This is a genomic window from Microbacterium martis (genome assembly GCF_047246685.1).
Lineage (GTDB): Bacteria > Actinomycetota > Actinomycetes > Actinomycetales > Microbacteriaceae > Microbacterium.
This window is the reverse complement of record NZ_JBFOKT010000002.1, coordinates 635,114-659,872: the sequence shown is the minus strand read 5'-3', so window position 1 is coordinate 659,872 and position 24,759 is coordinate 635,114. Positions and strand designations below refer to the sequence as shown.

Below are 24,759 nucleotides of genomic sequence, written 5' to 3'. Positions count from 1 at the left end.
TGGACCCAGCTCAGTCGAACGTCGTTTTCAAGGGGGGTAGTCCGTGTCCACAGAGCCACGCGTTCTCGCGGGTCGCTACCGCGTAGACGAGCTCATCGGGCACGGCGGCATGGCGAAGGTCTACCGCGGGTACGACCTGACCCTCGGCCGCGAGATCGCGATCAAGATCCTCGACCCCGAGCTGGCCCGTGACACGGCTTTCCGCACCCGGTTCCGCCTCGAGGCACAGGCGGCCTCGCGCATGTCGCATCCGTCGATCGTGCGCGTGTACGACGCCGGCGACTCGTCGATCGGCGACGCCTCATCCGCCTCGGGCACCGGCCAGGCCGCCGATCCGCCGTACATCGTGATGGAACTCATCCGCGGCACCCTGTTGAAGGACATCATCGCCCAGGGCCCCGTCCCGGTCGACGACGCCGTGCGCTACGTCGACGGCATCCTTGAAGCGCTCGACTACTCGCACCGCGCCGGTGTGGTGCATCGCGACATCAAGCCGGGCAACGTCATGGTGACCGACAAGGGCCAGGTCAAGGTGATGGACTTCGGCATCGCCCGAGCCGTCTCCGACTCGTCGTCGACCGTCGCCGAGACGACGCAGATCCTCGGCACCGCGGCGTACTTCTCGCCCGAGCAGGCGAAGGGCGAGCCGGTCGACGCCCGCGCCGACCTCTACTCGACCGGCGTCGTGCTGTACGAGCTGCTCACCGGGCGCCAGCCGTTCCGCGGCGAGTCGCCGGTGGCCGTCGCCTACCAGCACGTCAGCGAGACCCCGCTCCCCCCGACCGAGGTGAACGAAGACGCGCCCGGGGCGCTCGACCCGATCGTGCTGCGCGCCCTCGCGAAAGACCCGTATCAGCGCTATCCGGATGCCGCGCACTTCCGTTCGGCACTCGACTCGGCGGTGACCGGCGCTGCGCCGACCCGCAAGCAGCTGGGCGCTCTGACCAGCGAGCTGTACGGCCCGAGCCCTCGTCAGGCGCAGGAGACCGCCCGGTCCCTCCGCCAACTCAGCACCGACACGACGATGGCCCGCACGCAGTCGGGCCCGCCGGTCGCATGGATCTGGGCCGGAGTGGCGCTGCTCGCCGTGCTGCTCGCCTCCGTCCTCTTCTGGGTCGTCACCATCAGCATGCGCCCGGCCGACGTGCCGAGCACGTCGCGGGTGGTGCCCGACCTCGTCAACGTGTCGTCGGAGCGGGCCCAGGACGATCTCGCCGAACTCGATCTCACCTCGACGATCGTCATCGAGGCGAACGCCGAGATCGCTGAGGGCAACGTCATCCGCACCGACCCGGAGGCCGGCGTCTCGATCGAGGAGGGCAGCGCCGTCACGCTGTACGTCTCTTCCGGCGAGGACAAGGTCGTGGTCCCGACGCTCGAGGGCATGGGTCTGGCCGACGCCAAGAAGGCGCTGCAGAGCGCGGGCCTCGAACTCGGCACCGTCATCCAGCGCAACGACAAGGCGCTGAAGGCCGACACGGTCATCTCGGCCAGCGAGAAGGCCGACGCCGAGGTGCCGCCCGACACGGTGATCAACCTCGTGGTGGCCAGCGGCAAGATGACCCTGACCGATGTCACCGGGTGGACGGTCGAAGCGGCCACGGCCGAGCTCACCCGTCTCGGACTCACCGCCACGCCGGTGGAGCTGCCCGACTGCCCCGCCAACGACCCGGCGACCGTCGACACGATGTCGATCGCGCCCGGCGATGTGCCGATCGGCTCGACCGTCGAGCTCCGCTACTGCACCGGCCCCTGAGAAGAGAGCCTCAGCGCGCGCTTCAGCGCACGAGCGGGTCGAGCCGCGCCGACCGGGCGACGGCGCCCTCGGACCCGCACATCTCCAGCCAGTTGGCCAGCAGGCGGTAGCCTCCTTCGGTGAGCACGCTCTCGGGGTGGAACTGCACCCCGTGGATCGGAAGCCCGCGGTGCTCGAGCGCCATCACGGTTCCCGTGTCGGTCACCGCTGTCACGGTCACATCGGCGGGGAGAGCGGATGCCGCGAGCGCCAGCGAGTGATATCGACCCGCCCGGAACGGAGACGGGATGCCCGCGAACAGCGGCGATCCATCGTGGGTGACGGTCGAGACCATGCCGTGCATGAGCTCCGGCGCCTCGCTCACGGGTGCGCCGAAGGCCTCGCCGATCGCCTGGTGCCCTAGGCACACCCCGAGCAGCGGGATCCGTCGACGCGCCGCGATGCGCACGGCGTCGAGCGACGCACCGGCATCCGACGGTGTGCCCGGCCCCGGGGAGAGCAGCACGCCGTCGACGTTCTCGACGAGCCGCTCGAGGCCCCCGGCATCCGTCGCATCGGCCTCGATCATCGTCGTCTCCCCGCCGAGCTCGTGCAGATAGCCCACCAGGGTGTGCACGAAGCTGTCGTGGTTGTCGACCACGAGCACTCGCGTCATTCGACGTCGACCTCACCCGGCGTGATCAGAGGGCTGACCCAGGGGAACACGTACCAGAACAGCGCGTAGAGCACGGCGGTCACCACGACGAGCACGATGATCAGGCGCACCCACCAGGGTCCGGGCAGCAGGCGCCACAGCGCGGCGTACATCAGCAACCTCCTTCGGCGACGTCCACGGCTACACCGACGGTGCGGCCGGGGGCGGCGGCGGATCGGTCAGGGCGGCGGGCGGACCCTCCGCACGGGGCTGGAAGCTCTCGAACACCCCGTAGGCGATGATGCGCTCGGCCAGCGAGTAGAGCGGCGAGCACGCGGTGAGGGTGATGTACTGCTCACCGGTCTGCTGCGCCGGCATCTGCGGCACGTCGGCGAGCACGTCGGTCTGGGTCGGCGTGACGTATTCGAGGGTGCGGAAGCGGTAGGTGTACCAGCCGTCCTCCGTCTCGACGACGATCGCGTCGTTCAGCTGCAGCTTGTCGAGCTGGTTGAACGGCTTGCCCCAGGTGGTGCGATGGCCGGCCATCGAGAAGTTGCCGATCTCGCCGGGCATCTTCGAGTTCTTGTAGACGCCGATCCCCTTCTGGTCGAGCGTGCGGGCGCGGCTGGTTCCGCCGTAGATGCCGAAGTTGTACTCGGCCCCGAAGCGCGGGATGTGCATCTGACCGAACCACTCGCCGTCGGCGGGGGCGTCGGGGATCGGAGCCTCGTACTCGGTGGTGCCGTCCTCGTTCTCGACGAGCGGCGGCGGCTCGGGCGCCTCGGCCTCGGCGAGCTGCGCCGACCGCGCCGCTCCCTCGTCGTTCTTCTGGGCGCCGATGATGATGTCGCCGATCCACATCTGCCACGCCACGAAGAGCAGCACGATGACCCCCGCCGTGAGGAGGAGTTCGCCGAGGACGCTGGTGACTGTCGCGCGGGAGCGCCGCTCGCGTCGTGAACGCCGCCCCTCCGGCACGACGGATGCAGTCATGGCGCGATCCTATCGCCCGCCGCTGTGCCGCGGATCACGGCCTCGTGGGGAGAGGGACGTCATGGGTAGAATGACGGAATGGCACGAGACCGTAAGACTGAAGAGCCCGTCGTCGAGCGCGCCGAGGGTGAAGCCGCTCCCAACGCCGTGTGGTTCAAGCCGGTGATGATCGGTTTCATGCTCCTCGGTCTGGCGTGGATCCTCGTGTTCTACATCTCGGGCATGCAGTTCCCCGTCCCCGGACTCGGCAACTGGAACCTCGCCATCGGCCTCGGCATCGCGCTCATCGGCTTCCTGATGACGACGCGATGGCGCTGAACCGCCCCCGACGTCGAAAGGCCCCTCGCCGAGCGAGGGGCCTTGTTTCTGCACAGGGTTATCCACAGGATGGGGAGAATTACACCGGTGTTGTTCACAGGGGTTGATAACCCTGTTAACAACCGGATCAGCCCAGGATGATCAGCGGCGGCACGAACGCGACGGCCACCAGGAGCACGACGACCAGCGCCGCCAGCAGCAGGATCTGCCAGACCCGCTGGTCACGGCGCTTGGTGCGCGTCAGGATCAGCGCCACGAGCGCTCCGACGATCGTCCCGCCCAGGTGCGCCTGCCAGGCGATGTTGCCGATGAAGAAGCCGAGGGCGAAGTTGATGCCGAGGATCACCAGCAGTCCGGTGACGTTCGCTCCGATGTGCCGACCGATGATGAGCAGGGCCGCCATCATGCCGAAGATCGCGCCGGATGCTCCGACCGTCGCCGTGGTCGGTGCCAGGCACGCGACCATCACCGACCCGCCCAGACCGCTGATCAGGTACAGGGCGAGGAACCGCGCTCGACCGAGGATCGGCTCGAGGCTCTGACCGATCATCCACAGGGCGAGCATGTTCAGCGCGAGGTGGATGAAACCTCCGTGCACGAAGATCGCGGTGAGCAGCCGCCACGGCTCGAACGGGTAGACCGACAGCTGGGGATACAGGTAGGGCGCGGCGAAGAGCAGCTGCCCGGTGAGCACGTCGCCGAGCCCGGGGATGAGCTGGAGCAGGCCGATGAACGAGGTGACCGCGAGGAGCACGTAAGTGACCACAGGACGGCCGCTGCGCGTCACGGCGAGCGCGGCACCCGAGCTCCTGCTCCCCCAGCGCCGCTCGGCCTTCTTCTGGGCGGGCGTGCGGTTCTTCCGCTCGGCCTTCATGCACTCGGGGCAGATCACGCCGACGGCGGCCGGTGTCTGACATTCCCCGCAGATGGTGCGCAGGCAGCGCTGGCAGAGCACGAAGCTCTGCCGATCCGGATGCCGGTAGCAGAAGTTGTCGCGATTGTGCGCGAACTCAGGCGTCGTCATCCGGATCGGCCGCAGCTCTCAGACCGCGACGACGTCGACCGACTGCAGCACGACGGGCTCGACCGGACGGTCGCCCGCGCCGGTGGCCACGGCGCCGATCGCGTCGACGACGGCCTTCGACGCGTCATCGGCGACGGCACCGAAGATGGTGTGCTTGCCCTGCAGCCACGGCGTCGGGTCGGTGGTGATGAAGAACTGCGAGCCGTTCGTCCCCTCGGGCTTGCCGGTGATGGCATTGCGGCGCAGACCGGCGTTGGCCATGGCGAGCACGTAGGGCTCGTTGAAGTTCAGCTCCATGTTGATCTCGTCGTCGAAGTTGTAGCCGGGTCCGCCGACGCCCTGACCGAGCGGGTCGCCGCCCTGGATCATGAAGTTCGGGATGATGCGGTGGAAGATGACGTCCTTGTAGAGCGGACCCTCGCCGGGCTTGCCCGTCGCCGGGTCGGTCCACTCCTGGGTGCCGTCGGCGAGGCCGACGAAGTTCTTGACCGTCTTCGGGGCGTGGTCGCCGAAGAGGTTGATGACGATGTCACCGTGGTTGGTGTGCAGGGTTGCGACGTGAGAAGCGTGGACCATGAGCTCATTCTCGCAGAGCTTCCGATGTGTTCGCCGTGGTCTCGCAGCCGATGACGGGACCCGAACGCTAGCGTGAGGCCGCCCACTTGGCAAGGGTGCCGTTTTTCCCCCTGCCTCTCAGCCTCTTCTGGCAAGATGGGGAACCCGCACTGCAATGGACAGGAGAACATCGTGAGCCTCAGCCGCAAGCGGAAGAAGCAACTGCGTCGTCTGCAGAAGGATGCCGCCCAGCTCTGGGAGTCGCAGCAGGTCGTGGTCGGACACGCCGCCGATGTCGCCCGCGAGGCGAGCCGTCAGCTCGGCGGCCTCGGTCGTGAGCAGGTGCTGCCTGCGGTGCAGGACACCTACAACCGCCGCGTCGCCCCCGTGGTCGACCAGGGCGTGAGGCTCGGCAAGCACGTCGTCGACGACAAGGTCGTGCCGATCGTCGGCGGTGTCGTCGGCAGTGCCCTGACCGCGTGGGATTACGCCAACGCAAAGCGCCACGGAGTGGCCCCGCCCGCTCCGCGCGGCGCGTTCGGCAAGAAGAAGAAGAGCGGCCCGGGTCTCGGCTCGGTCGTCGCCATCGTTCTCGGCGTGGCGGCCGCCGTCGGCGTGCTGTACGCCGCGTGGCAGACCCTGCGGGCCGACGACGAGCTCTGGGTCGCGGACGACCCGCTCTCCGCGCCCGACGCGTGACCTCGACCGATCTCCCCTCCGACGCCCCGGGCGCCGGAGGGGATCGGCATGTCCGGGTGCGCGAGGCGGCAGCCGCCCGCGGTCTGTCGATCGACATCCGCGAGCGCCCGGAGGCGAGGAGCCTGTTCGAAGCAGCCGAGCTGCTCGGCATCCCGCCGTCCGGGATCGTGAAGACCCTCGTCGTCAAGCGGGCGGATGACACCTACCTGTTCGCGCTCGTTCCCGGTGGTCGCGCCATCTCGTGGCCGAAGCTGCGCGCGGTCGTCGGCGTCAACAAGCTGCGGCTTCCCGAGGCCGATCTCGCCCTCGCGGCGACGGGGTACGAGCGCGGCACGATCGTTCCGATCGGCAGCAGCACCGACTGGCCCGTCTACGCCGACGAGACCATCGTGGGTCAGCGCATCGCGATGGGAGCCGGCAGCCACGGGTTCAGCCTGTTCGTCGACGCCGACGACCTCATCGCCGCTTACGGCGCGACCGTCGCCGACATCTCGGTGCCCGAAGAGCGCTGAGCCCGCGCCCTTCGACAGGCTCAGGGACCCAGGGTGGGCTCAGGACCCTTCGACAGGCTCAGGGACCCAGGCTCAGGGGAGCAGTCCGGCCATCCGCATCGCGATGTCGACGAGTTTCACCCGCTGCAGATCGGCGATCGCGGGCAGCGGGAACCACTCCGCCCTGTCGGTCGACCCGTCCGTCTCGAACCGCAGCCTGCCGCCCGTGACCTGCGCCCGGTAGACGATGCGCAGCGTGTGCAGCGGCCGATCGGCCTTGTGCACGCGCCGGCTCGCCGGGATCACCCGGGAGTGAATGCCGAGCAGATCGCCCACCTTCACCGTGTACCCGGTCTCTTCGCGCAGCTCGCGGCGCACGGCATCCTCGGGTGCCTCCCCCGGTTCGAGGCCGCCACCCGGCATCGTCCACGCCACACGACGCCCCTCGGCCCAGCGCGCGAGCAGAAGTCGGCCGTCGTCGTCGGTGACGACCGCGTAGGCGGCGACTCGCAGATCCATCCCTCTCACACTATCCGCCCGCGCCCGAGCGATCTGGACGCCGTCGTCCCCGCGCGCCATCATGGCCCCATGGCATTCGAGAAGATCGATGGTCCTCGCGTCGAGCGCCGGGAAGCGACCGCGACGCTCGGCATCCGGATCGTGACCCCGTTCCGAGGGATGCTGGCGACTCGCGACGCCCTCCTCGCCGAGCTCTTCGCGTGGCTGAGCGCGGAGGGTGTCGAAACGGATGGTCCGTTCTTCCTGCGTCTGCTCACGATCGACATGGCGGGCGACATGGAGATCGAGGTCGGCGCGATCGGCGTCGTGCACGCCGGCGACGACCGCGTGCGACCCGGCGAGATGCCGCCGGGCGAGTACGCCGTGCTCGCCTACCGCGGGAGCTCCCTGCAGGCGAACCGGATGCTGCTGGCCTGGCCCGAGACGATCGGCCGACGCTTCGACGCCGAGCCCGACACGGGTGTCTGGGGGGGACGCTTCGAGATCCTGCGAACCGATCCCCGGCACGAGCGGCGCAAGACCGCGTGGACGATCGAGCTCGCGTTCCTCCTCGAGGAGGTGTGACGGATCGATCATGAATCGAGAAGCGCACGACCGCGCCGCCTGCCTACGCTGAACCTCATCACGCCGGAACGATCGAGAGGAGCTCTCATGAGCGAAGACACCAAGAACTTCACCGCCGAGGAACGCGAGGCCATGCAGGCCGCGGCGAAGGAGGCGAAGGCCAAGCGGTCACGGGCGAAGAAGTCTCCCGAAGAGCAGCGCGCGGCCGGCGAGGCCGACCTCAAGGAGGCCATCGCCAAGCTGCCCGACGAGGGCGACCGCAAGCTCGCCACCAGCCTGCACGAGCTCGTGATGAAGGTGGCTCCCGACCTCATGCCGCGCACCTACTACGGCATGCCCGGATGGGGCAAGGACGGCAAGGTGCTGTGCTTCTTCCAGCCGGCGAGCAAGTTCAAGGTGCGCTACGGCACGTTCGGGTTCGAGCCGATCGCCAACCTCGACGACGGGACGATGTGGCCGACGTCGTATGCGCTGCTGGAGCTGACGGCGGCGAACAAGAAGGTGCTCACCGAGCGCATCCGGCTGGCGGTGAGCGACCCGGCCGCGTAGCGGGTCGGGGGTCGACGCTCGCGTCAAGTCCCTGGGCGCGGCCGGGCGGACCGGGCACACTGACAGGATGCCGCGCAGCGAGAAGGAGCCGGAGCAGACGGCCGACGGTCACCACGTGATCATCGACGGGCGACGGTGGCGGGCGACCGATCCGTCGATCCCCGAGACCTTCCGGAAGGAGCTCGTCGACGAGCTGATGTCGGCACGGCGCGCCGTGAAGGCCAGCGAGCCCGACGCGCGAGCACGGGTGGCCGACGCCAAGACCGCCCTGGGTGAGCGCGGCATCCCCTGGTGGGAGGAACGGTCCGGCGACGGTTTCGACGCGCGGATCGCCGCGACCGTGCGCGCGCTCACCCGCAAGCGCAGCGAATCGTCGATCTGCCCGAGCGACGTCGCACGCGCCGTGGGAGGGGAGTCGTGGCGGTCGCGGATGGACGACGTCCGCCGTGTCACCGCGGAACTCGCCGAGCGCGGAGAGGTCGTGGTGACGCAGAAGGGCGAGCCGGTGCGTCTCGACGAGGTGCGCGGCCCGGTGCGGATCATCCGGGGGGCCGAGGCTCTGACGCGGTGCGCGGAGGCGGCGGGAAGGCCGCGCTCTGGATGTGGGGCCTGCGAGTCGATATGGTCCTGGTCATGAGTACCACTGACGCGCAGGCGCGCTCTCCCCGGTGGCACGTGCTCGGTTCGCTCCCGTTCGCGGCGGCCGCACTCGTGCTCGTGAACGGGCTCTACATCCTCCTCGTCGCCATCGGCAACATCACCGATTACGGGACCAACTTCGATTTCGTGCACCACGTCTTGGCGATGGACACCACGAACTTCGGTCAGGATGCCGGAAAGGGACTCGACCCCGATGTGATGTGGCGAGCCATCGACAACCCCGTTCTCTGGAACGTCGCGTACATCGGAGTGATCGCGTGGGAGTCGCTGACCGCGATCGTCCTGATCGTCGCCGTCGTCTTCTTCGTGCGCGGGTTCCTCGGACGGGGCTTCCAGACCGCGCGCGTGTGGGCTTCGATCGGGCTGGTGATGATCATCCTGCTCTTCGTCGGCGGATTCATCACGATCGGAGGGGAGTGGTTCCAGATGTGGCGCTCGACCGCGTGGAACGGCCTCGACCCCGCGTTCCGGAACTCGGTGATCGCCGGCATCGGACTCGTGCTGCTGCACCTGCCGTCACCCCGATGGGACGACGCGGCACGGCGCCCGCGTGCGGAGGAGAGCTGAGGGTGGAGCCTAGGAGATTCGAACTCCTGACATCCTGCTTGCAAAGCAGGCGCTCTACCAACTGAGCTAAGGCCCCGTGAGGGTGATTCTTGAGTTTCAGGGTGGGGCTACCAGGACTTGAACCTGGGACCTCTTCATTATCAGTGATGCCCCGCAGATGATCATACGTGATCTAGAGTGCCGGACCGTAATCGCCCGTTGACTGTCCGGCACTCGCGCCCTCGACGCGTCTCTATCTGCACGCTCCCAGCAGCTACCCAGGCAGATGCTACGTTCAGATAGGCCAACGGGAGGATGCAGGTGGCAATCGAACCCCTGCCGGAGAACTATCACCGGCACATCGTCGGCGAGTTCCGTGAAGCGGGCTGGGCGGTGTCCGGGGTCCGGCCCATACTGAAAGCAACGTGCGGATGCGTGGAACGTCACGTCACCTACATCCGCTCTGGCAACCTGACGCGCGAGTACGCCAACTACAAGTTGCACTGGCTGTTCAACGAGTCCTGCTACAGTCGCGGTTAAGGATGGGAATGAGAACTATGAAGATTCGAGTAACCTCCCGCTACAACGTGCGAACGCATGATGGTCTTGCGAGCCACATCGATGACCTGATGAACGCACTGCATCAGATCGAGCAGCAGCGCCGGGATGTCGAAGGGGCGGACGTTGCCGCTGCGCTCGCAACGGGCATCGTTGACATCAGCGCGGTCGTGGCTGCCGACTCGTGGGAAGACGCCGATGAGCGTGCTTCGGAGGTGTTCACTGACGCGATCCGCTCAGCCGGGGGTCGAGTGGCCGAGTCTGGTGTGCCTTCTCTCGCTGACGATGAGTCGCTGACAGCCGATATTCGAAGCACAGAGATGGTTCCCGCCTAACATTGGCGAGCAGCGCAACGAAGCCCAAGGAGCGCTTCGGCATCCGGTCCGAGCGATGGTTTCATGACCATTGGGCTGCGGTCGTCAACTACGCGGGGACGCTCGTGCTCGCGCTTGCAGGCGTCGCCGGGTTCCTAGTCGATGACCAGCCCAGCGAGGCAAGCGAGGCGTTCATCCCGTGGTGGCCGTGGTCAGCGGCGGCGACTACCGTAGTTCTGCTCCTCATCGGCGCAGCCTTGGTGGGTGCTGGCCTCGTGGGCGGCATCATTGCGGCGAAAAATACGGGAGAACTTCAACGCGATCTCGACACTGCTTCGAGCGACTTGCGCACCCATGCGTCGGCGATCGAGACGGTGCTGCGCGCGATCGTGGTGCGAGTCTGCACAGATCTGAGCCTTTACCGAGACGACACGCGCGCGAGTATCTACGCTCTGGACGGCGATGAGTTCGTGCTGCTCGCTCGTGTCTCAAAGAATCCAACGCTCAAGATAGGAGGGCGTCCGTCGTATCCCGCTGATCAAGGGATCATCGGCCTGGCTTGGAAACATGGCAAGTACAGCATCACCGGCCTCGCAGAGGATCGTGCCGAGTGGGAACGGGAAGCCGTCGCCGAGTACGGGATTCCGCCAGAGGTTGCCGCCAATCTTCGCATGCAGTGTCGCAGCATCGTTGGTATCCGAGTAGACGGCGTCGAGCCAGAACTCCACCCATTAGCGATCGTGATCTTCGAAAGCGAAGCGCCTCGCGGTGTCAACGCGAAAACAGTCGACCAGGTGTTCGCTACACCCGTGTGGGACACTCTCGCCGCTGCGGTCAAGAACATGCAGGGTGAGGTCAGCGCGATTGCCCGAGTACGCCGCGATCTTCGTGCTCCGACTCTGCGCACAGGCGACACGAGCGCCAGATCCGTCGTGTCGGGATAGCGTCTCCGCCCGGTTCGTCCCTTCAACGAACCTCGCTACTCTTGTAAGGCTTGGTACCTGCCATAAGGCCTGCACGCGGCGACGCTCGATAAGATCCAAGAGCGCTTCGTCGTCGTCGCTGCGCCGTTCAGCGGGCGCCCCCGCGTCGTGTTCGACGCGTTCCCCCTCTGGCACGGGATCATCACCAGCGTTGTCCCTGATGCCCGGTTCTAGGTCGAGGGCGGCTTCGTCACGCACAAGCCGCGGGCTACTCCGTCCGACGTCGAGAGCGCTGCAGCGCTCGTCTCGAGCAAGTGCACAACGAGTGCACAATCACGCCGCTCAGAACGCATCGAGTGATGCTACGACGGTGGGGACTTCCCCGTAATCACGCGGTGGGAAACGGTGGGGCTACCAGGACTTGAACCTGGGACCTCTTCATTATCAGTGAAGCGCTCTAACCGCCTGAGCTATAGCCCCGTCAACCTCCAAGACTTTACCCGAGAACGACAGAAAATCCGAATCGAGCGAGAGGCCGGGAGGGCAGGCCTCTCGCTCGAAGCGGGTCAGTCGCCGGGGCGGATGTTCACGCTGCCGGCCGACAGCGTCACATCGATGACGCGACCTCCCGAACTCGACTGCGTGACCGTGGCGTCGAGCGACCCGGCGCTGACGTCCTGCATGATCGTGTATCCGGCATCCGGGACGGTCAGGTCGAGCGATCCGGCGCTCACGTCGACGGTGGTCTGCGTCGGGGGAGTCCCGGTCAGCTCGACCGCCAGCGTGCCCGCCGACACTCCGAGCGACACCTCTTCGACGTCGTCGAGCAGTACGTCGGCGCGACCGGCGCTCATGTCGACGTCGAAGCCGGTCGCCGCGCCCTCGATGTCGAGCGCACCGGCGCTCACGTCGACGCGCAGGCCGCCGAAGTCGCCGACGACGTCGAGGCTGCCCGAGTTCAGCGTGAGGTCCGCGTCGAGGGCGGCATCCTTCAGCTCCTCCGGCAGCGTGAGGACCGCGATCTCCTCGTCGCCGAACCACGATCCGAACCACCACCCCCACCGCGACTCCGGGCTGCGCACGATGAGCTCGTCGCCGCTGCGCTCGAGGGTCCACGCCGGACCTCGGCCGCTCGTCACGGCCAGCTCGGCTTCGTCGACGTCGCCGAACTCGATGCGCGTGCTGCTGGCGTTCACCTGCAGATCGAGGGAGTCGACCCCCTCGGCGTCGACGCTCTGCACGGAGTCCTTCCGATCGGCCGTGCGCAGATCGCCGGTGGCGGCGAAGGCCGCGGTGCCGCCGGCGCCGAGCAGGGCGAATCCGCCGATGACCGCGGTGATGGTCAGGATCGCCGAACCCGCGGGTGAGCGCCCGGATGACGGCGTCGGAGCGTTCTCGGGCGCGGATGCCGCAGCGCCGGGATCGGCGAAGCCGGGGGCCGCCGTTCCGGGCGAGTCGGGCCCGGAGGCCGGCGGGGGAGTGAGCGGGATGTGCCCGCCCGAGAGGTCGCTCTGTTCGTTCGTCATCGTGCCACTCCTGTCGGGCCTGTCGACGGCATCGGGCCGCCGGTGTTCTCGATGTGGGCGAGGGCGGCGAGCACACGGCGGTTTCCCGATTCGTCCTGCTCGAAGCCCAGCTTCTGGAAGATGGAGGTGATGTGCTTCTCGACGCTCGCCTCCGAGAGGAAGAGGATCGCCGCGATGGCCTGATTCGACTTCCCCTCGGCGATCAGCGCCAGCACCGTGCGCTCTCGCTCGGTGAGGCGCAGCATCCGATCATCGCGATTGCGACGCGTGAGCAGCTGGGCGACGACCTCGGGATCGAGGACCGTCGCGCCCTCGGCGATGCGCCGGACCGACTCGAGGAACTCGGCCACATCGGCCACCCGATCCTTGAGGAGGTAGCCCAGCGGACCACCCTGGGCGGCGATGAGGTCGGATGCGTAGCGCTCCTCGACGTACTGCGACAGCACCAGGATCGCGAGCGACGGATGCGCGGCCCGCAGGCCGAGTGCGGCGCGGATGCCCTCGTCGGTGTAGGTCGGGGGGAGGCGCACGTCGAGGATGCACAGCTCCGGACCGGTCGTGTCGACGGCTTCCGCGAGGCCGACGGTGTCGGGAAGGGCCGAGACGACCTCGTGCCCCGCGTCGTCGAGCAGGCGCACCAGGCCCTCGCGCAGGAGGACCGAGTCCTCGCAGATCAGGATGCGCATGGCACGTTCACCTCCAGCGAGGTCGGGCCGCCGAGCGGACTGTCGAGCCGGAAGGTGCCGCCGGCGGCGAGCACCCGGTTCGCGATGCCGTCGAGACCGCCGCCCGGCTGCACCTGCGCGCCGCCCATGCCGTTGTCTTCGACGCGGGCCCAGAGCGTGTCGTCGTCGCGCACCCGCACCACCACGCGCGTCTCGCTGGCGCGGGAGTGCTTGGCCGCGTTGGTGAGCGATTCGGCGATCGCGAAGTACACGGCGGCCTCCGCCTCACGGCTGGGACGCCGACTCGAGCCCGACGACGGGTCCATGCGCACGTCGAGGTGCACGGGGATGTGCGAACGACCGGCCAGCGCCGACAGCGCAGCATCGAGCCCTCGGTCGTCGAGTACGGAGGCGTGGATGCCGCGGGCGAGCTGCCGCAGTTCGGTGATGGCCGCCTTGGTCGAGGTGTGGGCCTCGGCGATCAGCTCCCGCGCGGCATCCGGATCGCTGTCGATCTTCTGCTGCGCCAGACCCAGCGTCATGCCCACCGAGACCAGACGCGGCTGGACGCCGTCGTGCAGATCGCGTTCGATGCGCGTGCGTTCGACGTCGGCCGCGCGCACCGCGCCCGCGCGCTGTGCGGTCGTCGTGCGAACGCGCTCGGTCAGCTCTGCCTCGCGGTTGCGCACCACGATCGCCAGGGCGAGCGTGCGGTGGAGAAGTGCCAGTCCGACGATGCCGACGGCGGATGCCGCGATGCCGACGATGCCGACGAGCGGCGACCACGCGACCGGGATGCCCATCCCGCCGAACGGTCCCATGACGGTCTCGGCGTCGGTGAGGGCGGCGAAGGTGATGAACACCGACCACACCAGCGACCAGAACAGGCGGATCACGACGAAGCCGAAGATCGCCGCGATCGCGAAGTGCGCGATGGCACGCCACATACGGCCGTCGATCGCCTGTCGTCCGAGCGACCGCAGCCAGCCTCCGAAGCCCGGGCGCTCGCGCCGACGCAGCTGGAGGGGAGCGGTGGGCGTGCGATAGAGCGCACTCACCCGCGCGACCTCGAACCATCCGACGCCGAAGAGGGCGTAGACGAGACCGACGAGCAGCACCACGCCGATGCCGGCGGCGAAGAGGAGACCGATCCCGGTGCCCAGGAGTCCACCCAGAACGGTGAGGATGACCCCGCCGATCACTCCGAGGCCGGCCAGATGCAGCGCGGTCAGGAGGATGCGCAGCGGCGGTTTCGCGGCGGGCGCCTCAGACGGGGGTGCAGAGTGTGTGGTCATGGTTCCACGGTACGGTCGCGTGCCGCGCGCCGACACCGAGGCATCCGGACATCAGCCTTCGGGTTTTCCCTACTTGCTTCGCCGAGACCCCGCCTTGACGTCGAAACCCCGCCGTGCTGACGTCAGCAGGGCGGGGTTTCGGCGAGAGAGCGGGGTCTCGGCGACGTGTCAGTTCGACATGAAGCCGACGAGCAGCCCGCCCGTCACCTTCACGGCGAGGTTGTAGATGCCGGCGATCACGGCGCCCAGCACGGTGAAGACGATGAGGTTGAGGATCGCGACGACCGCGGCGAACGCCATGACCTGCGGGAGGCCCACCACCTCGGAGAGCGGGATCGCTCCGTCGGTGAAGCTGCGGACGAACTCGTCGGCCGTCGTCATGATGCCGGTGGCCTGCAGGACGAGGAAGATCAGGAAGAACGACACCATCGTCACGACCGCCAGGGCCACCGCTCCGAGGAACGACAGCTTCACGGCCGACCAGAAGTCGACGTAGACCAGGCGGAGGCGAACCTGCTTGCCGCCCGTCTTGCGTGTGGACTTCTTCGCCAGCTTGTCGGCTACCGTGCTCATTCGTCCGTGCTTTCCTCAGGTGTCGGTGTCGTCTCGGGGGCCGGGCTGTCGGAATCTGCCTCCGCCTCGTCTTCTGCGAGGCCTCGCTCGCCGTTCCGGGCGATCGCGAGGATCCGGTCGGCTTCCGTCGTCCGTGCGAACACCACTCCCATGGTGTCTCGGCCCTTCGCGGGCACCTCGGCCACGGCAGAGCGTACCACCTTGCCGCTGGACAGAACCACAAGGACCTCGTCGTCGTCTGCGACGATCAGACCGCCCGCGAGCGTGCCCCGATCGTCGTTCAGCTTGGCGACCTTGATGCCGTATCCACCGCGCCCCTGCACCCGATACTCCTCGACCGCGGTGCGCTTCGCGTACCCGCCGTCGGTCACCACGAACACGAACCTGCCGAGGGCGGCGACGGATGCCGAGAGCAGGCTGTCGCCCTCTCGGAACTTCATGCCCTTCACGCCGGCGGTCGGGCGGCCCATCGGACGCAGCGCCTCGTCGGTGGCGCTGAAGCGCACCGACATGCCCTTGCGGCTGATCAGGAGGATGTCGTCGGAGGCGTCGACCAGCAGCGCGCTGACCAGCTCGTCGTCCTCGTTCAGGCGGATGGCGATGACCCCGCCCTGACGGTTGGTGTCGTACGCGTCGAGCCGGGTCTTCTTCACCAGCCCGTCGCGCGTGGCCAGCACCAGGTACTCGGCCACCGCGTAGTCGCGGATGTCGAGGACCTGCGCGATGCTCTCGTCGGGCTGCAGGGCGAGCAGGTTGGCGACGTGCGTGCCCTTCGCGTCGCGCCCGGCCTCGGGCACCTCATAGGTCTTCGCGCGGTACACGCGGCCCTTGTCGGTGAAGAACAACAGCCAGTGGTGGGTCGTCGTGACGAAGAAGTGCTCGACGATGTCGTCGGCCCGCAGCTGCGCACCCTTGATGCCCTTGCCGCCCCGATGCTGCGAGCGGTAGTTGTCGCTGCGCGTGCGCTTGATGTAGCCCTCGCGCGTGACGGTGACGACCATCTCCTCCTCGGCGATGAGGTCTTCCATCGACACGTCGCCGTCGAACCCGTGCAGGATGTGCGTGCGGCGCTCGTCTCCGAAGCGGTCGACGATGGCGGTGAGCTCCTCGCGGATGATGCCGCGCTGACGCGCCTCGTCGGCGAGGATCTGCTTGTAGTCGGCGATCAGCGCCTCGAGCTCTTCGGCCTGCTCGATGATCTTCTGGCGCTCGAGAGCGGCGAGGCGGCGCAGCTGCAGCTGCAGGATCGCGTCGGCCTGCACCTCGTCGACGTCGAGGAGCTTCTGCAGACCCTCGTTCGCCTCCTGCGTGGTCTGCGAGCGACGGATGAGAGCGATGACCTCGTCGAGCGCGTCGAGCGCCTTCAAGTAACCGCGCAGGATGTGCATCCGCTTCTCGGCCTCGTTGAGGCGGTACTGCGTGCGGCGGACGATCACCTCGATCTGGTGCGAGATCCAGTGGGTGACGAAGCCGTCGATCGCCAGCGTGCGCGGCACGCCGTCGACGATGGCGAGCATGTTCGCCCCGAAGTTCTCCTGCAGCTGGGTGTGCTTGTACAGGTTGTTGAGTACGACCTTGGCGACGGCATCCCGCTTGAGGACGACGACGAGGCGCTGACCCGTGCGGTCCGAGGTTTCGTCGCGGATGTCGGCGATGCCGGTGATCTTACCGTCGCGGGCCAGATCGCCGATCTTCACGGCGACGTTGTCGGGGTTCACCTGATACGGAAGCTCGGTGATCACCAGGCACGTGCGACCCTGGATCTCTTCGACGTCGACGACCGCGCGCATCGTGATCGAGCCCCGACCCGTGCGGTACGCCTCGTGGATGCCCTTGGTGCCGAGGATCTGTGCGCCGGTCGGGAAGTCGGGTCCGGGGATGCGCTGGATGAGGCCGTCGAGCAGCTCGTCGCGCGTGATGCCGGGGTTGTCGAGCGCCCACAGCGCGGCATCGGCCACCTCGCGCAGATTGTGCGGGGGGATGTTGGTCGCCATGCCGACCGCGATGCCGACCGATCCGTTGACGAGCAGATTCGGGAAGCGGGAGGGGAGGACCGTCGGCTCCTGCGTCTGACCGTCGTAGTTGTCGGTGAAGTCGACGGTGTCCTCTTCGATGTCGCGCACCATCTCGAGCGCGAGCGGAGCCATCTTCGTCTCGGTGTACCGGGGCGCCGCGGCGCCCATGTTGCCGGGATTGCCGAAGTTGCCCTGCCCGAGCGCCAGCGGGTAGCGCAGCGACCACGGCTGCACCAGACGCACGAGGGCGTCGTAGATCGCGGTGTCACCGTGCGGGTGGTACTGGCCCATGACCTCGCCGACCACGCGCGCGCACTTCGAGAACGACTTGTCGGGACGGAACCCGCCGTCGTACATGCCGTAGATCACGCGCCGGTGCACCGGCTTCAGCCCGTCGCGGACGTCGGGCAGCGCGCGACCCACGATGACGGCCATCGCGTAGTCGAGATAGCTGCGCTGCATCTCCGACTGCAGATCGACCTGGTCGATCTTGCCGTGATCGTGCGCCGGCTCGGGGCGTTCTTCGTCAGTCATGTGTCATTTCCTGGGTTGCTGAGCTTGTCGAAGCATCCGGGACCCTTCGACAAGCTCGGGGACCCAGGGGTGTCGCTAGATGTCGAGGAAGCGGACGTCCTTGGCGTTGCGCTGGATGAAGCTGCGCCGCGACTCGACGTCCTCACCCATCAGCACGCTGAAGATCTCGTCGGCGGCCGCGGCATCCTCGATGGTCACCTGGCGCAGCGTGCGCGTCGTGTGATCCATCGTGGTCTCCCACAGCTCCTTCGCGTTCATCTCGCCGAGGCCCTTGTACCGCTGGATGCCGGCGTCCTTCGGGATGCGCTTGCCGTTGTCGAGTCCGAACTTCAGCAGGGCGTCGCGCTCGGCATCGCTGAACACGTACTCGTGCGCCGCATTCGACCACTTCAGGCGGTAGAGGGGCGGCATGGCGAGGTAGACGAAGCCGGCCTCGATGAGGCCGCGCATGTAGCGGAACAGCAGGGTGAGCAGCAGTGTCGTGATGTGCTGTCCGTCGACATCGGCATCCGCCATGAGCACGATCTTGTGGTAGCGGGCCTTCTCGATGTCGAACTCCTCGCCGATGCCCGTGCCGAAGGCCTGGATCATCGCCTGGACCTCGCGGTTGCCGAGAGCCTTGTCGAGACGCGCGCGCTCGACGTTGAGGATCTTGCCGCGCAGCGCCAGGATCGCCTGCGTGTGCGGGTCTCGGCCCTGCACCGCCGAACCGCCGGCCGAGTCGCCCTCGACGAGGAAGATCTCGCTGATCGAGGGGTCTTTGCTCGTGCAGTCCTTGAGCTTGTCGGGCATGGCCGCCGACTCGAAGACGCTCTTGCGGCGAGCCGTCTCGCGCGCCTTGCGCGCGGCGAGTCGAGCCGTCGCGGCGTCGATCGCCTTGCGGATCACGTTCTTGGCCTGCGCCGGATTGCGGTCGAACCAATCGCCGAGCTGGTCGCCGACGACCTTCTGCACGAACGCCTTCGCCTCGGTGTTGCCGAGCTTGGTCTTGGTCTGGCCCTCGAACTGCGGCTCACCGAGCTTGATCGAGATGACCGCGGTCAGTCCCTCGCGCACGTCGTCGCCCGAGAGGTTGTCGTCTTTCTCCTTGAGGATGCTGTTGGCGCGGGCGTACTTGTTGACCAGGGTGGTCAGCGCCGCGCGGAACCCCTCCTCGTGCGTGCCGCCCTCGTGGGTGTTGATGGTGTTGGCGTAGGTGAAGACGTTCTCGGTGTACGACGTCGTCCACTGCATCGCGATCTCGAGCGAGATCTTGCGCTCGGTGTCTTCGGACTCGAACGCGATGATCTCCTCGTTCACCACTTCGGCGTGACGCACCTTGTTCAGGTACTCGACGTAGTCGACTAGTCCGCGCTCGTAGTAGAAGAGGTCGCGGCGCTGCTGCTCGACGCTCGTGCCCTCCTCCTCGATGACCTCGGTGTGGCCCTCGCGCTCGTCATGCAGCTCGATCCGCAGACCCTTGTTCAGGAAGGCCATCTGCTGGAACCGCGTGCGCAGCGTCTCGTAGTCGAAATCCACCGTCTCCTGGAAGATCTCGGCGTCGGGCCAGAAGGTGATCGACGTGCCCGTGGTGTCGGCCGCCTCGCCCTTCTCGAGCTTCTGCTGCGGGACGCCGCCGTTCGCGAAGCTGTGCCGCCAGACGAAGCCCTTCTGCTTGACCTCGACCTCGAAACGCGTCGACAGGGCGTTCACCACCGATGAGCCGACGCCGTGCAGCCCGCCCGAGACCGCGTACGCGCCGCCGCCGAACTTGCCACCCGCATGGAGGATGGTCAGCACCACCTCGACCGTCGACTTGTCGGGGTCGGAGGAGTGCGGATCGACCGGGATGCCGCGACCGTTGTCGATGACCCGCACGCCGCCGTCGGCGAGCAGGGTCACGAGGATCGTGTCGGCGTGTCCGGCCAGCGCCTCGTCGACCGAGTTGTCGACGATCTCGTACACCAGGTGGTGGAGACCGCGCGGACCCGTGGATCCGATGTACATGCCGGGACGCTTGCGCACGGCTTCGAGGCCCTCGAGGATCTGGATCGAGTCGGCTCCGTACTCTGCGGGCTGCGGAGCTGTCGACCCGGATGCCCCACCCCGGTCGCCGGATGCCGCCCCCTGGTCGCCGGATGCCGCCCCCTGGGTCCCTGAGCCTGTCGAAGGGTCGGGGGTCCCTCCGTCGGTCGATTCCGTCTCGTCTGCGGGGGATTCAGGCGTCATCAGAGGGCATTCTCCACATCGATATCTCGAACTCCCATTCTAGCGGGATTTCATCACGATATGCGGCTCAGCGGCCGCGTGTGGCTCTCTGCGCGCCGCAGACCCCTTGCGTGGTGCCCTACCCGTAGGTATCGCGTGGGCCCCGTCCTGGGACGGCTCTGGGGCCCCATTTCCAGGAGGGGACGTCCGGTCCGATGAAGCGGAGGTTCTCCACTCCGGCATCCGGATAACGCCGCCCGATCTCCGTGAGAATCGTCGCGCGCATGAACTGGAGGTTCTTCGCCCAGGCCGTCGAGTCGCATTTCACCGTGAGCAGTCCGCGTTCGAGCGACACCGGTTCGGAGTGCTTCGCGGTGTCGGCGCCCGCGAGGTCGGCCCACTGGCGCACGAGGTCTTCACGTGCAAGCGTCGTCTCCCAGCCGGAGTCGCGGCTGAGCCGATCGAGGACGGCACCGAGCGAACCGGGATCCCGGCCGGGCGTGAAGGGCGCGTTCTCGTCGTCGACGATGCGCTTCTTGCGCTTCCACGATGTCGAGCTCGGCTTCAGACCCCGAAGACGCAGATAGGTCGCCACCGTCTCGGGGACCGCGGATGCCGCAGAAGAGGAGGCATCGATCACGTGTCCTCACCTCCGTTGCGCCGCTCGTCGCTGATCGTGCCGGCGGCGATCCTCACCACGTGGGCGTGCAGCACGTCGGGGATATCCTCCTCCACGGCCGCCGTCACCACCACCTGCTCGTAGTCGGCGGTCAGCGACGCCAGCCGCTGGCGTCGGTCGGCATCGAGCTCGGCGAACACGTCGTCGAGGATGAGCACGGGGTCGCCGGCGGGGGACTCGGCGCGCAGCAGCTCGGCCGACGCGAGACGGAGCGCGAGCGCCACCGACCACGACTCGCCGTGCGAGGCGTACCCCTTCACCGGCAGGTCGCGCACCCGGAGGAGCAGGTCGTCTCGATGCGGACCGGTCAGCGTCAGCCCCCGGTCGAGTTCGCTCGCCCGTTTCGACACGAGCGACGCGCGGAACAGGTCGGCGACGGTCCCCGCCTCGGCGACCCGGGGCGCATGCGGGGCGTCGTCGGGCTCCGCCCCGTCGTCTTCGGGATCGGCGCCGCTCACCGACAGCGCCCACTCGAGCTGCGGGCGGTGGTCGGCGCCGGCGATCGCCGCATACGCGTCGGCCACGGGCTGTTGCAGATCCGCCGCGAGGCGCTGTCGCGCCGTGATGATCTCGGAGCCGAGGGAGACGAGCTTGTCGTCCCAGACGTCGAGCGTGCTGAGGGCGTCGCCGCGGATGCCGCGCGCCCGCGCCGACTTCAGCAGGGCGTTGCGCTGCTTGAGCACCCGGTCGTAGTCGCCCAGCACCGCCGCCAGACGTGGCGTGCGCTGGATGAGCAGCTGATCGGCGAAACGCCGCCGCGCCGACGGATCGCCGCGCACGATCTGCAGGTCTTCGGGCGCGAACAGCACCACGTGGGCATACCGGGGCAGTTCGTTGGTCTTGGAGGGGGAGCCGTTGATGCGGGCCTTGTTCGCCCCTTGCCTGTTCAGCTGTACCTCGACCAGCACCTTGCGCTCTCCGTGCGAGAGGCGTGCACGGATGACCGCGAAATCCTGCCCGTCTCTGACCATCGGTGCGTCGGATGACACGCGATGCGATCCGAGGGTGGCGAGGAAGACCACCGCCTCGGCGAGGTTGGTCTTGCCCTGACCGTTGCGCCCGACCAGAACGTTCGGACCTCGGTGAAGGGCGAGATCGGCCGTCGCGTAATTGCGGAAGTCGACCAGGTTCAGGTGCTCCACGATCACGGGATTCAGCCTACATTCGGGGGTCCGACAAACCCGGGCGGTGAGCGAGCGGAGCGGGACGTGACGCCGCGTGAGGCGAGACGAATCGCAGAGCGGGAGCGCTCAGCGCAGGAGCAGGTTCGGCTGCAGCAAGTACTTGAACGAGTCGAGACCGGCCTGCTCGACAGACGTCTGGCTCGTGATGAGCACGGGACTGAGCTTGTTGGCGTTGTCGCTCGACGTGAACGTCACCCGCACGAACTCGCTCCTGACGGCGCCGAGCGCCTCGATCAGGTACTGCGGGTTCAGGCCGAGCGTGACCTCGTCGCCGCCGTGCAGGATCGCGTCGACCGACTCCGACGCGCGCGCGTGCTCGCTGCCGGATGCGTCCATCGTGACGCTGTCGGCCGAGAAGGTGAACCGCAGGGGAGCGGCGCGGTCGAGCACGAGCGACACGCGGCGCACGGCCTCGACGAGATCGGCCGTGTTGACGACCGCGTAGTGATCGGTCTGCTCCGGGAAGAGCCGCCGCACGGGCGGGAAGTTGCCCTTGATCAGCAGCGACGTCACCGTCTTGTTGCCGGCGGTGAAGGCGATGATCTCGCGCTCGCCCGCTCCGGAGAACGCCACCTGGATCGTGCCCGCGTGCCCGAAGGTCTTGCCCACCTCGACCAGGGTGCGCGCCGGCACCAGGGCAGTGGCCTCGACGGCCTCGCCGTCCCACGGGACGTCACGGATCGAGACGCGGTAGCGGTCGGTGGCCACCAGGCTGAGGTTCTGGCCCGACACGGCGAGCTGCACACCGGTGAGCACCGGGGTCACGTCGTCGCGCGACGCGGCGAAGCCGACCTGCGCGATGGCGGTGCCGAAGTCGTCGGCCGGAACGACGCCGGACGATCCCGACACCTCGGGGATCGACGGGTATTCCTCCACCGGCATGGCGGCGAGGGTGAAGCGGGCGGAGCCGCAGGTGACCGTGATCCCGCCGTCCTCTTCGACGGCGATGTCGATCGGCGCGTTGGGCAGGCGGCTCGCGATGTCGGACAGCAGGCGCCCGTGCACGAGCATCGTGCCGGGGGTGTCGACGGTCGCCTCGATGGTCGTGCGCGCGGAGGCCTCGTAGTCGAACGCCGAGAGCGTCAGTCCTGTTCCGTCCGCCTCGATGAGGACGCCGGCGAGGATCGGCTGCGGGTTGCGCTGGGGGAGGAGCTTGACGACGAAGGACACAGCCTCGCTGAAGACATCGCGGTTGACCTGAAACCTCACGGGTGCTCCCTCGTCATCGATCTGTGACGTGTCATCGTCGTTCCTGCCGGTGCAGGGCTTCCCATGCTAGTCCCACAGTCGCGCCTAGCCCTACGACCGGAGGGTCGGCGACCCGGGACCGGGTTCTCCCCACCGTCTGGTGATCGGATCGCCCTCTCGAAGTGTTAACTCCTTAACGGTGTTAACCGCTGTGGATACTGTGGATAACCCGGTGGAAAGCAGAAGCGAGTAAGGAACTACACGGCTGTCAGTTGTGGAATCCCTGAGGAATCCGCGGGTGTACGGCATCCGATCCCCTGCGGAGTCGTGACCGGTTATCCACAGGATGACCCGCCGATCGCACATTCGTCCCGATCGTTTTCCGCATCATCCACAAGTTATCCACATGTGCATAGAAGCATTTATCGGATGCGGCGGGGCGCTGTCAAGAACGAGGAAGGGCCGGCATCCCATGCGGGAGCCGGCCCTTCTGATCGGAGGCTGCGGGCTCAGCGGCGTCCGAGCTGCGTCGTGATCTCGGTGACCTGGTTGTAGATCGAGCGTCGCTCCTTCATCAGCTCGCTGATCTTCTTGTAGGCGTACATGACCGTGGTGTGGTCGCGATTGCCGAAGAGCTGGCCGATCTTCGGCAGGGACAGGCTCGTTCGCTCGCGGCAGAGGTACATGGCGATCTGACGGGCCGTGGCGATCTGCTGCGAGCGGCTCGACCCGTAGAGGTCGTCGACCGTGAGCTTGAAGTACTGCGCCGTCGCAGTGATGATGTCGGTCGGCGAGATGATGTTGTCCTCGGCGGTGTCGATGATGTCGCGCAGCACGGTCTGGGCCAGCGAGATGTCGAGTGAGGATCGATTGAGGCTGGCGAAGGCGGAGACCCGGATCAGGGCGCCCTCGAGTTCGCGGATGTTCGACGACACGACGGTCGCGATGTACTCGAGCACCTCGTCGGGGATGTGCAGCGCCTCGCTCTGCGCCTTCTTGCGGAGGATCGCGATGCGCGTCTCGAGGTCGGGAGCCTGCACGTCGGTGATGAGGCCCCACTCGAAGCGGCTGCGCATCCGGTCCTCGAACCCGGTCAGGTGCTTCGGCGCCACGTCGCTGGTGATCACGACCTGCTTGTTGTGATCGTGCAGCGTGTTGAACGTGTGGAAGAACGCCTCCTGCGTCTCGGCGCGACCCTGCAGGAACTGGATGTCGTCGATGAGCAGGATGTCGACGTCGCGGTAGCGCGCCTGGAACGCGGCGCCGCGGTTGTTGGCGATCGAGTTGATGAAGTCGTTCGTGAACTCCTCGCTCGAGACGTAGCGCACCTTCACCCCTGCGTAGAGCGACTGGGCGTAATCGCCGATGGCATGCAGGAGGTGGGTCTTGCCCAGCCCGGAGTCGCCGTAGATGAAGAGCGGGTTGTAGGCCTTGGCCGGCGCCTCGGCGACCGCGACGGCAGCCGCGTGCGCGAAACGGTTGGACTGACCGATGACGAAGTTGTCGAAGGTGTACTTCGGGTTCAGGCGCGACTCGTGGCGCAGCTGGGCCGGCGGCTCGATGGGCGACTCGACGCGAGCCGGCTCCTGACGGCCGAAGTCGGCGACGGCGATCGGCGCGGTCGGCTGCTCGGCCAACTCGTGGTTGACCACCACGCGATAGGAGGTGACCTCGTCGCCGATGTGTGACAGCGCCTCCATGATCGGCAGCCGCAGGCGCTTGTTGATCTGCGCGGCGGTGAGATCGTTCGGCACCTCGAGATAGAGCGTCGCCGCCATCACGCCCGCCGGGACCGCCAGGCTCAGGAAGC

General features: G+C 67.6%; 27 protein-coding genes and 2 tRNA genes. 11 read left to right on the top strand and 18 right to left on the bottom strand.

Annotation, left to right across the window (positions count from 1 at the left end; all coding sequences use genetic code 11):
- The first annotated feature begins 43 nt into the window (after positions 1 to 43).
- On the top strand, positions 44 to 1,756 hold the full coding sequence (gene pknB / locus AB3M90_RS11105) for a Stk1 family PASTA domain-containing Ser/Thr kinase (protein ID WP_412952001.1): 1,713 nt from the start codon (positions 44 to 46) through the stop codon (positions 1,754 to 1,756).
- Positions 1,757 to 1,778: 22 nt separating this feature from the next.
- Here pknB and AB3M90_RS11100 read toward each other — a convergent pair whose 3' ends face one another.
- From AB3M90_RS11100 to AB3M90_RS11090, 3 genes are read right to left on the bottom strand one after another with little or no spacing between them, the layout of a single operon-like run.
- Positions 1,779 to 2,411 (bottom strand): anthranilate synthase component II, encoded by a 633-nt coding sequence (locus tag AB3M90_RS11100; RefSeq protein WP_412952000.1) that lies wholly within the window; start codon positions 2,409 to 2,411, stop codon positions 1,779 to 1,781.
- A complete protein-coding gene (locus tag AB3M90_RS11095; protein ID WP_412951999.1) occupies positions 2,408 to 2,563 on the bottom strand; it encodes a hypothetical protein in 156 nt (51 codons plus the stop codon). The genes AB3M90_RS11100 and AB3M90_RS11095 overlap by 4 nt, the downstream gene beginning before the upstream one ends.
- A gap of 28 nt (positions 2,564 to 2,591) precedes the next feature.
- Complete coding sequence (locus tag AB3M90_RS11090) at positions 2,592 to 3,383, bottom strand: class E sortase (RefSeq protein WP_412951998.1); 792 nt, start codon at positions 3,381 to 3,383, stop codon at positions 2,592 to 2,594.
- Positions 3,384 to 3,461: 78 nt separating this feature from the next.
- Here AB3M90_RS11090 and AB3M90_RS11085 point away from each other — a divergent pair, with 78 nt between their 5' ends.
- Positions 3,462 to 3,701 (top strand): cell division protein CrgA, encoded by a 240-nt coding sequence (locus AB3M90_RS11085; protein ID WP_412951997.1) that lies wholly within the window; start codon positions 3,462 to 3,464, stop codon positions 3,699 to 3,701.
- Between the two features lie 127 nt (positions 3,702 to 3,828).
- On the opposite strand, the gene AB3M90_RS11080 is transcribed toward AB3M90_RS11085, so the two are convergent.
- Together AB3M90_RS11080 and AB3M90_RS11075 are read right to left on the bottom strand one after the other, a co-directional pair.
- Positions 3,829 to 4,725 (bottom strand): rhomboid family intramembrane serine protease, encoded by an 897-nt coding sequence (locus AB3M90_RS11080; protein ID WP_412951996.1) that lies wholly within the window; start codon positions 4,723 to 4,725, stop codon positions 3,829 to 3,831.
- A gap of 18 nt (positions 4,726 to 4,743) precedes the next feature.
- Positions 4,744 to 5,301, bottom strand: coding sequence for a peptidylprolyl isomerase (locus AB3M90_RS11075; protein ID WP_412951995.1), 558 nt, complete (start codon positions 5,299 to 5,301; stop codon positions 4,744 to 4,746).
- Positions 5,302 to 5,472: 171 nt separating this feature from the next.
- Here AB3M90_RS11075 and AB3M90_RS11070 point away from each other — a divergent pair, with 171 nt between their 5' ends.
- Both AB3M90_RS11070 and AB3M90_RS11065 read left to right on the top strand, forming a co-directional pair.
- A complete protein-coding gene (locus AB3M90_RS11070; RefSeq protein WP_412951994.1) occupies positions 5,473 to 5,979 on the top strand; it encodes a DNA helicase in 507 nt (168 codons plus the stop codon).
- A 56-nt stretch (positions 5,980 to 6,035) separates the two neighbouring features.
- Positions 6,036 to 6,491 carry an aminoacyl-tRNA deacylase gene (locus AB3M90_RS11065; RefSeq protein WP_412952711.1) on the top strand — a complete coding sequence of 152 codons (456 nt, stop codon included), beginning with the start codon at positions 6,036 to 6,038 and terminating at the stop codon, positions 6,489 to 6,491.
- A gap of 72 nt (positions 6,492 to 6,563) precedes the next feature.
- Here the strand turns inward: AB3M90_RS11065 and AB3M90_RS11060 are convergent, their stop codons facing one another.
- Positions 6,564 to 6,989 carry an NUDIX hydrolase gene (locus tag AB3M90_RS11060; RefSeq protein WP_412951993.1) on the bottom strand — a complete coding sequence of 142 codons (426 nt, stop codon included), beginning with the start codon at positions 6,987 to 6,989 and terminating at the stop codon, positions 6,564 to 6,566.
- A gap of 69 nt (positions 6,990 to 7,058) precedes the next feature.
- On the opposite strand from AB3M90_RS11060, the gene AB3M90_RS11055 reads away from it, so the two are divergent.
- The 4 genes from AB3M90_RS11055 to AB3M90_RS11040 all read left to right on the top strand — a co-directional run bounded on the left by AB3M90_RS11055 (position 7,059) and on the right by AB3M90_RS11040 (position 9,329).
- Complete coding sequence (locus tag AB3M90_RS11055) at positions 7,059 to 7,553, top strand: GyrI-like domain-containing protein (RefSeq protein WP_412951992.1); 495 nt, start codon at positions 7,059 to 7,061, stop codon at positions 7,551 to 7,553.
- 87 nt (positions 7,554 to 7,640) lie between these two features.
- Positions 7,641 to 8,102 (top strand): hypothetical protein, encoded by a 462-nt coding sequence (locus tag AB3M90_RS11050; protein WP_412951991.1) that lies wholly within the window; start codon positions 7,641 to 7,643, stop codon positions 8,100 to 8,102.
- A 67-nt stretch (positions 8,103 to 8,169) separates the two neighbouring features.
- On the top strand, positions 8,170 to 8,739 hold the full coding sequence (locus AB3M90_RS11045; RefSeq protein ID WP_412951990.1) for a DUF3253 domain-containing protein: 570 nt from the start codon (positions 8,170 to 8,172) through the stop codon (positions 8,737 to 8,739).
- Entirely contained in the window at positions 8,736 to 9,329 is a 594-nt protein-coding gene (locus AB3M90_RS11040) for a DUF2165 domain-containing protein (protein ID WP_412951989.1), read from the top strand. Before AB3M90_RS11045 ends, AB3M90_RS11040 begins: the two co-directional genes overlap by 4 nt.
- 3 nt (positions 9,330 to 9,332) lie before the next feature.
- On the opposite strand, the gene AB3M90_RS11035 is transcribed toward AB3M90_RS11040, so the two are convergent.
- Positions 9,333 to 9,405, bottom strand: a tRNA-Ala gene (locus tag AB3M90_RS11035).
- A gap of 224 nt (positions 9,406 to 9,629) precedes the next feature.
- Here AB3M90_RS11035 and AB3M90_RS11030 point away from each other — a divergent pair.
- The 3 genes from AB3M90_RS11030 to AB3M90_RS11020 are packed head-to-tail and all read left to right on the top strand — an operon-like array spanning position 9,630 to position 11,124.
- Positions 9,630 to 9,848, top strand: coding sequence for a hypothetical protein (locus AB3M90_RS11030; RefSeq protein WP_412951988.1), 219 nt, complete (start codon positions 9,630 to 9,632; stop codon positions 9,846 to 9,848).
- A gap of 8 nt (positions 9,849 to 9,856) precedes the next feature.
- Positions 9,857 to 10,201: a hypothetical protein gene (locus AB3M90_RS11025; protein ID WP_412951987.1), complete on the top strand. Its 345-nt coding sequence runs from the start codon at positions 9,857 to 9,859 to the stop codon at positions 10,199 to 10,201.
- A gap of 2 nt (positions 10,202 to 10,203) precedes the next feature.
- Positions 10,204 to 11,124: a hypothetical protein gene (locus AB3M90_RS11020; RefSeq protein ID WP_412951986.1), complete on the top strand. Its 921-nt coding sequence runs from the start codon at positions 10,204 to 10,206 to the stop codon at positions 11,122 to 11,124.
- Positions 11,125 to 11,509: 385 nt separating this feature from the next.
- Here the strand turns inward: AB3M90_RS11020 and AB3M90_RS11015 are convergent.
- The 11 genes from AB3M90_RS11015 to dnaA form a co-directional block, all read right to left on the bottom strand.
- Positions 11,510 to 11,583, bottom strand: a tRNA-Ile gene (locus tag AB3M90_RS11015).
- 86 nt (positions 11,584 to 11,669) lie between these two features.
- Positions 11,670 to 12,629 (bottom strand): hypothetical protein, encoded by a 960-nt coding sequence (locus tag AB3M90_RS11010; protein WP_412951985.1) that lies wholly within the window; start codon positions 12,627 to 12,629, stop codon positions 11,670 to 11,672.
- A complete protein-coding gene (locus AB3M90_RS11005; protein WP_412951984.1) occupies positions 12,626 to 13,315 on the bottom strand; it encodes a LuxR C-terminal-related transcriptional regulator in 690 nt (229 codons plus the stop codon). The genes AB3M90_RS11010 and AB3M90_RS11005 overlap by 4 nt, the downstream gene beginning before the upstream one ends.
- Positions 13,303 to 14,589: a sensor histidine kinase gene (locus tag AB3M90_RS11000; protein WP_412951983.1), complete on the bottom strand. Its 1,287-nt coding sequence runs from the start codon at positions 14,587 to 14,589 to the stop codon at positions 13,303 to 13,305. Before AB3M90_RS11000 ends, AB3M90_RS11005 begins: the two co-directional genes overlap by 13 nt.
- A 168-nt stretch (positions 14,590 to 14,757) precedes the next feature.
- On the bottom strand, positions 14,758 to 15,162 hold the full coding sequence (locus AB3M90_RS10995; protein ID WP_412951982.1) for a DUF3566 domain-containing protein: 405 nt from the start codon (positions 15,160 to 15,162) through the stop codon (positions 14,758 to 14,760).
- Positions 15,159 to 17,711 (bottom strand): DNA gyrase subunit A, encoded by a 2,553-nt coding sequence (gene gyrA / locus AB3M90_RS10990; protein ID WP_412951981.1) that lies wholly within the window; start codon positions 17,709 to 17,711, stop codon positions 15,159 to 15,161. Before gyrA ends, AB3M90_RS10995 begins: the two co-directional genes overlap by 4 nt.
- A gap of 75 nt (positions 17,712 to 17,786) precedes the next feature.
- On the bottom strand, positions 17,787 to 19,919 hold the full coding sequence (gene gyrB, locus AB3M90_RS10985) for a DNA topoisomerase (ATP-hydrolyzing) subunit B (protein WP_412951980.1): 2,133 nt from the start codon (positions 19,917 to 19,919) through the stop codon (positions 17,787 to 17,789).
- A 118-nt stretch (positions 19,920 to 20,037) separates the two neighbouring features.
- Positions 20,038 to 20,538: a DciA family protein gene (locus AB3M90_RS10980; RefSeq protein WP_412951979.1), complete on the bottom strand. Its 501-nt coding sequence runs from the start codon at positions 20,536 to 20,538 to the stop codon at positions 20,038 to 20,040.
- Positions 20,535 to 21,725 (bottom strand): DNA replication/repair protein RecF, encoded by a 1,191-nt coding sequence (gene recF, locus AB3M90_RS10975; protein ID WP_412951978.1) that lies wholly within the window; start codon positions 21,723 to 21,725, stop codon positions 20,535 to 20,537. Before recF ends, AB3M90_RS10980 begins: the two co-directional genes overlap by 4 nt.
- 102 nt (positions 21,726 to 21,827) lie before the next feature.
- Entirely contained in the window at positions 21,828 to 22,970 is a 1,143-nt protein-coding gene (gene dnaN, locus AB3M90_RS10970; RefSeq protein ID WP_412951977.1) for a DNA polymerase III subunit beta, read from the bottom strand.
- Between the two features lie 488 nt (positions 22,971 to 23,458).
- Positions 23,459 to 24,727 carry a chromosomal replication initiator protein DnaA gene (gene dnaA / locus AB3M90_RS10965; protein ID WP_412952708.1) on the bottom strand — a complete coding sequence of 423 codons (1,269 nt, stop codon included), beginning with the start codon at positions 24,725 to 24,727 and terminating at the stop codon, positions 23,459 to 23,461.
- Positions 24,728 to 24,759 lie beyond the last annotated feature (32 nt).

Coding starts and splice junctions, on each gene's coding strand:
- AB3M90_RS11080 (WP_412951996.1), bottom strand. CDS start 4,725: ATGACGACGCCTGAGTTCGCGCACAATCGCGACAACTTCTGCTACCGG.
- AB3M90_RS11100 (WP_412952000.1), bottom strand. CDS start 2,411: ATGACGCGAGTGCTCGTGGTCGACAACCACGACAGCTTCGTGCACACC.
- AB3M90_RS11075 (WP_412951995.1), bottom strand. CDS start 5,301: ATGGTCCACGCTTCTCACGTCGCAACCCTGCACACCAACCACGGTGAC.
- gyrA (WP_412951981.1), bottom strand. CDS start 17,711: ATGACTGACGAAGAACGCCCCGAGCCGGCGCACGATCACGGCAAGATC.
- AB3M90_RS11055 (WP_412951992.1), top strand. CDS start 7,059: ATGGCATTCGAGAAGATCGATGGTCCTCGCGTCGAGCGCCGGGAAGCG.
- AB3M90_RS11000 (WP_412951983.1), bottom strand. CDS start 14,589: ATGACCACACACTCTGCACCCCCGTCTGAGGCGCCCGCCGCGAAACCG.
- gyrB (WP_412951980.1), bottom strand. CDS start 19,919: ATGACGCCTGAATCCCCCGCAGACGAGACGGAATCGACCGACGGAGGG.
- AB3M90_RS11050 (WP_412951991.1), top strand. CDS start 7,641: ATGAGCGAAGACACCAAGAACTTCACCGCCGAGGAACGCGAGGCCATG.
- AB3M90_RS11045 (WP_412951990.1), top strand. CDS start 8,170: ATGCCGCGCAGCGAGAAGGAGCCGGAGCAGACGGCCGACGGTCACCAC.
- AB3M90_RS11040 (WP_412951989.1), top strand. CDS start 8,736: ATGAGTACCACTGACGCGCAGGCGCGCTCTCCCCGGTGGCACGTGCTC.
- dnaA (WP_412952708.1), bottom strand. CDS start 24,727: ATGGCGGCGACGCTCTATCTCGAGGTGCCGAACGATCTCACCGCCGCG.
- AB3M90_RS11090 (WP_412951998.1), bottom strand. CDS start 3,383: ATGACTGCATCCGTCGTGCCGGAGGGGCGGCGTTCACGACGCGAGCGG.
- AB3M90_RS11010 (WP_412951985.1), bottom strand. CDS start 12,629: ATGACGAACGAACAGAGCGACCTCTCGGGCGGGCACATCCCGCTCACT.
- AB3M90_RS11005 (WP_412951984.1), bottom strand. CDS start 13,315: ATGCGCATCCTGATCTGCGAGGACTCGGTCCTCCTGCGCGAGGGCCTG.
- AB3M90_RS10995 (WP_412951982.1), bottom strand. CDS start 15,162: ATGAGCACGGTAGCCGACAAGCTGGCGAAGAAGTCCACACGCAAGACG.
- AB3M90_RS11095 (WP_412951999.1), bottom strand. CDS start 2,563: ATGTACGCCGCGCTGTGGCGCCTGCTGCCCGGACCCTGGTGGGTGCGC.
- AB3M90_RS11025 (WP_412951987.1), top strand. CDS start 9,857: ATGAGAACTATGAAGATTCGAGTAACCTCCCGCTACAACGTGCGAACG.
- AB3M90_RS11085 (WP_412951997.1), top strand. CDS start 3,462: ATGGCACGAGACCGTAAGACTGAAGAGCCCGTCGTCGAGCGCGCCGAG.
- AB3M90_RS11060 (WP_412951993.1), bottom strand. CDS start 6,989: ATGGATCTGCGAGTCGCCGCCTACGCGGTCGTCACCGACGACGACGGC.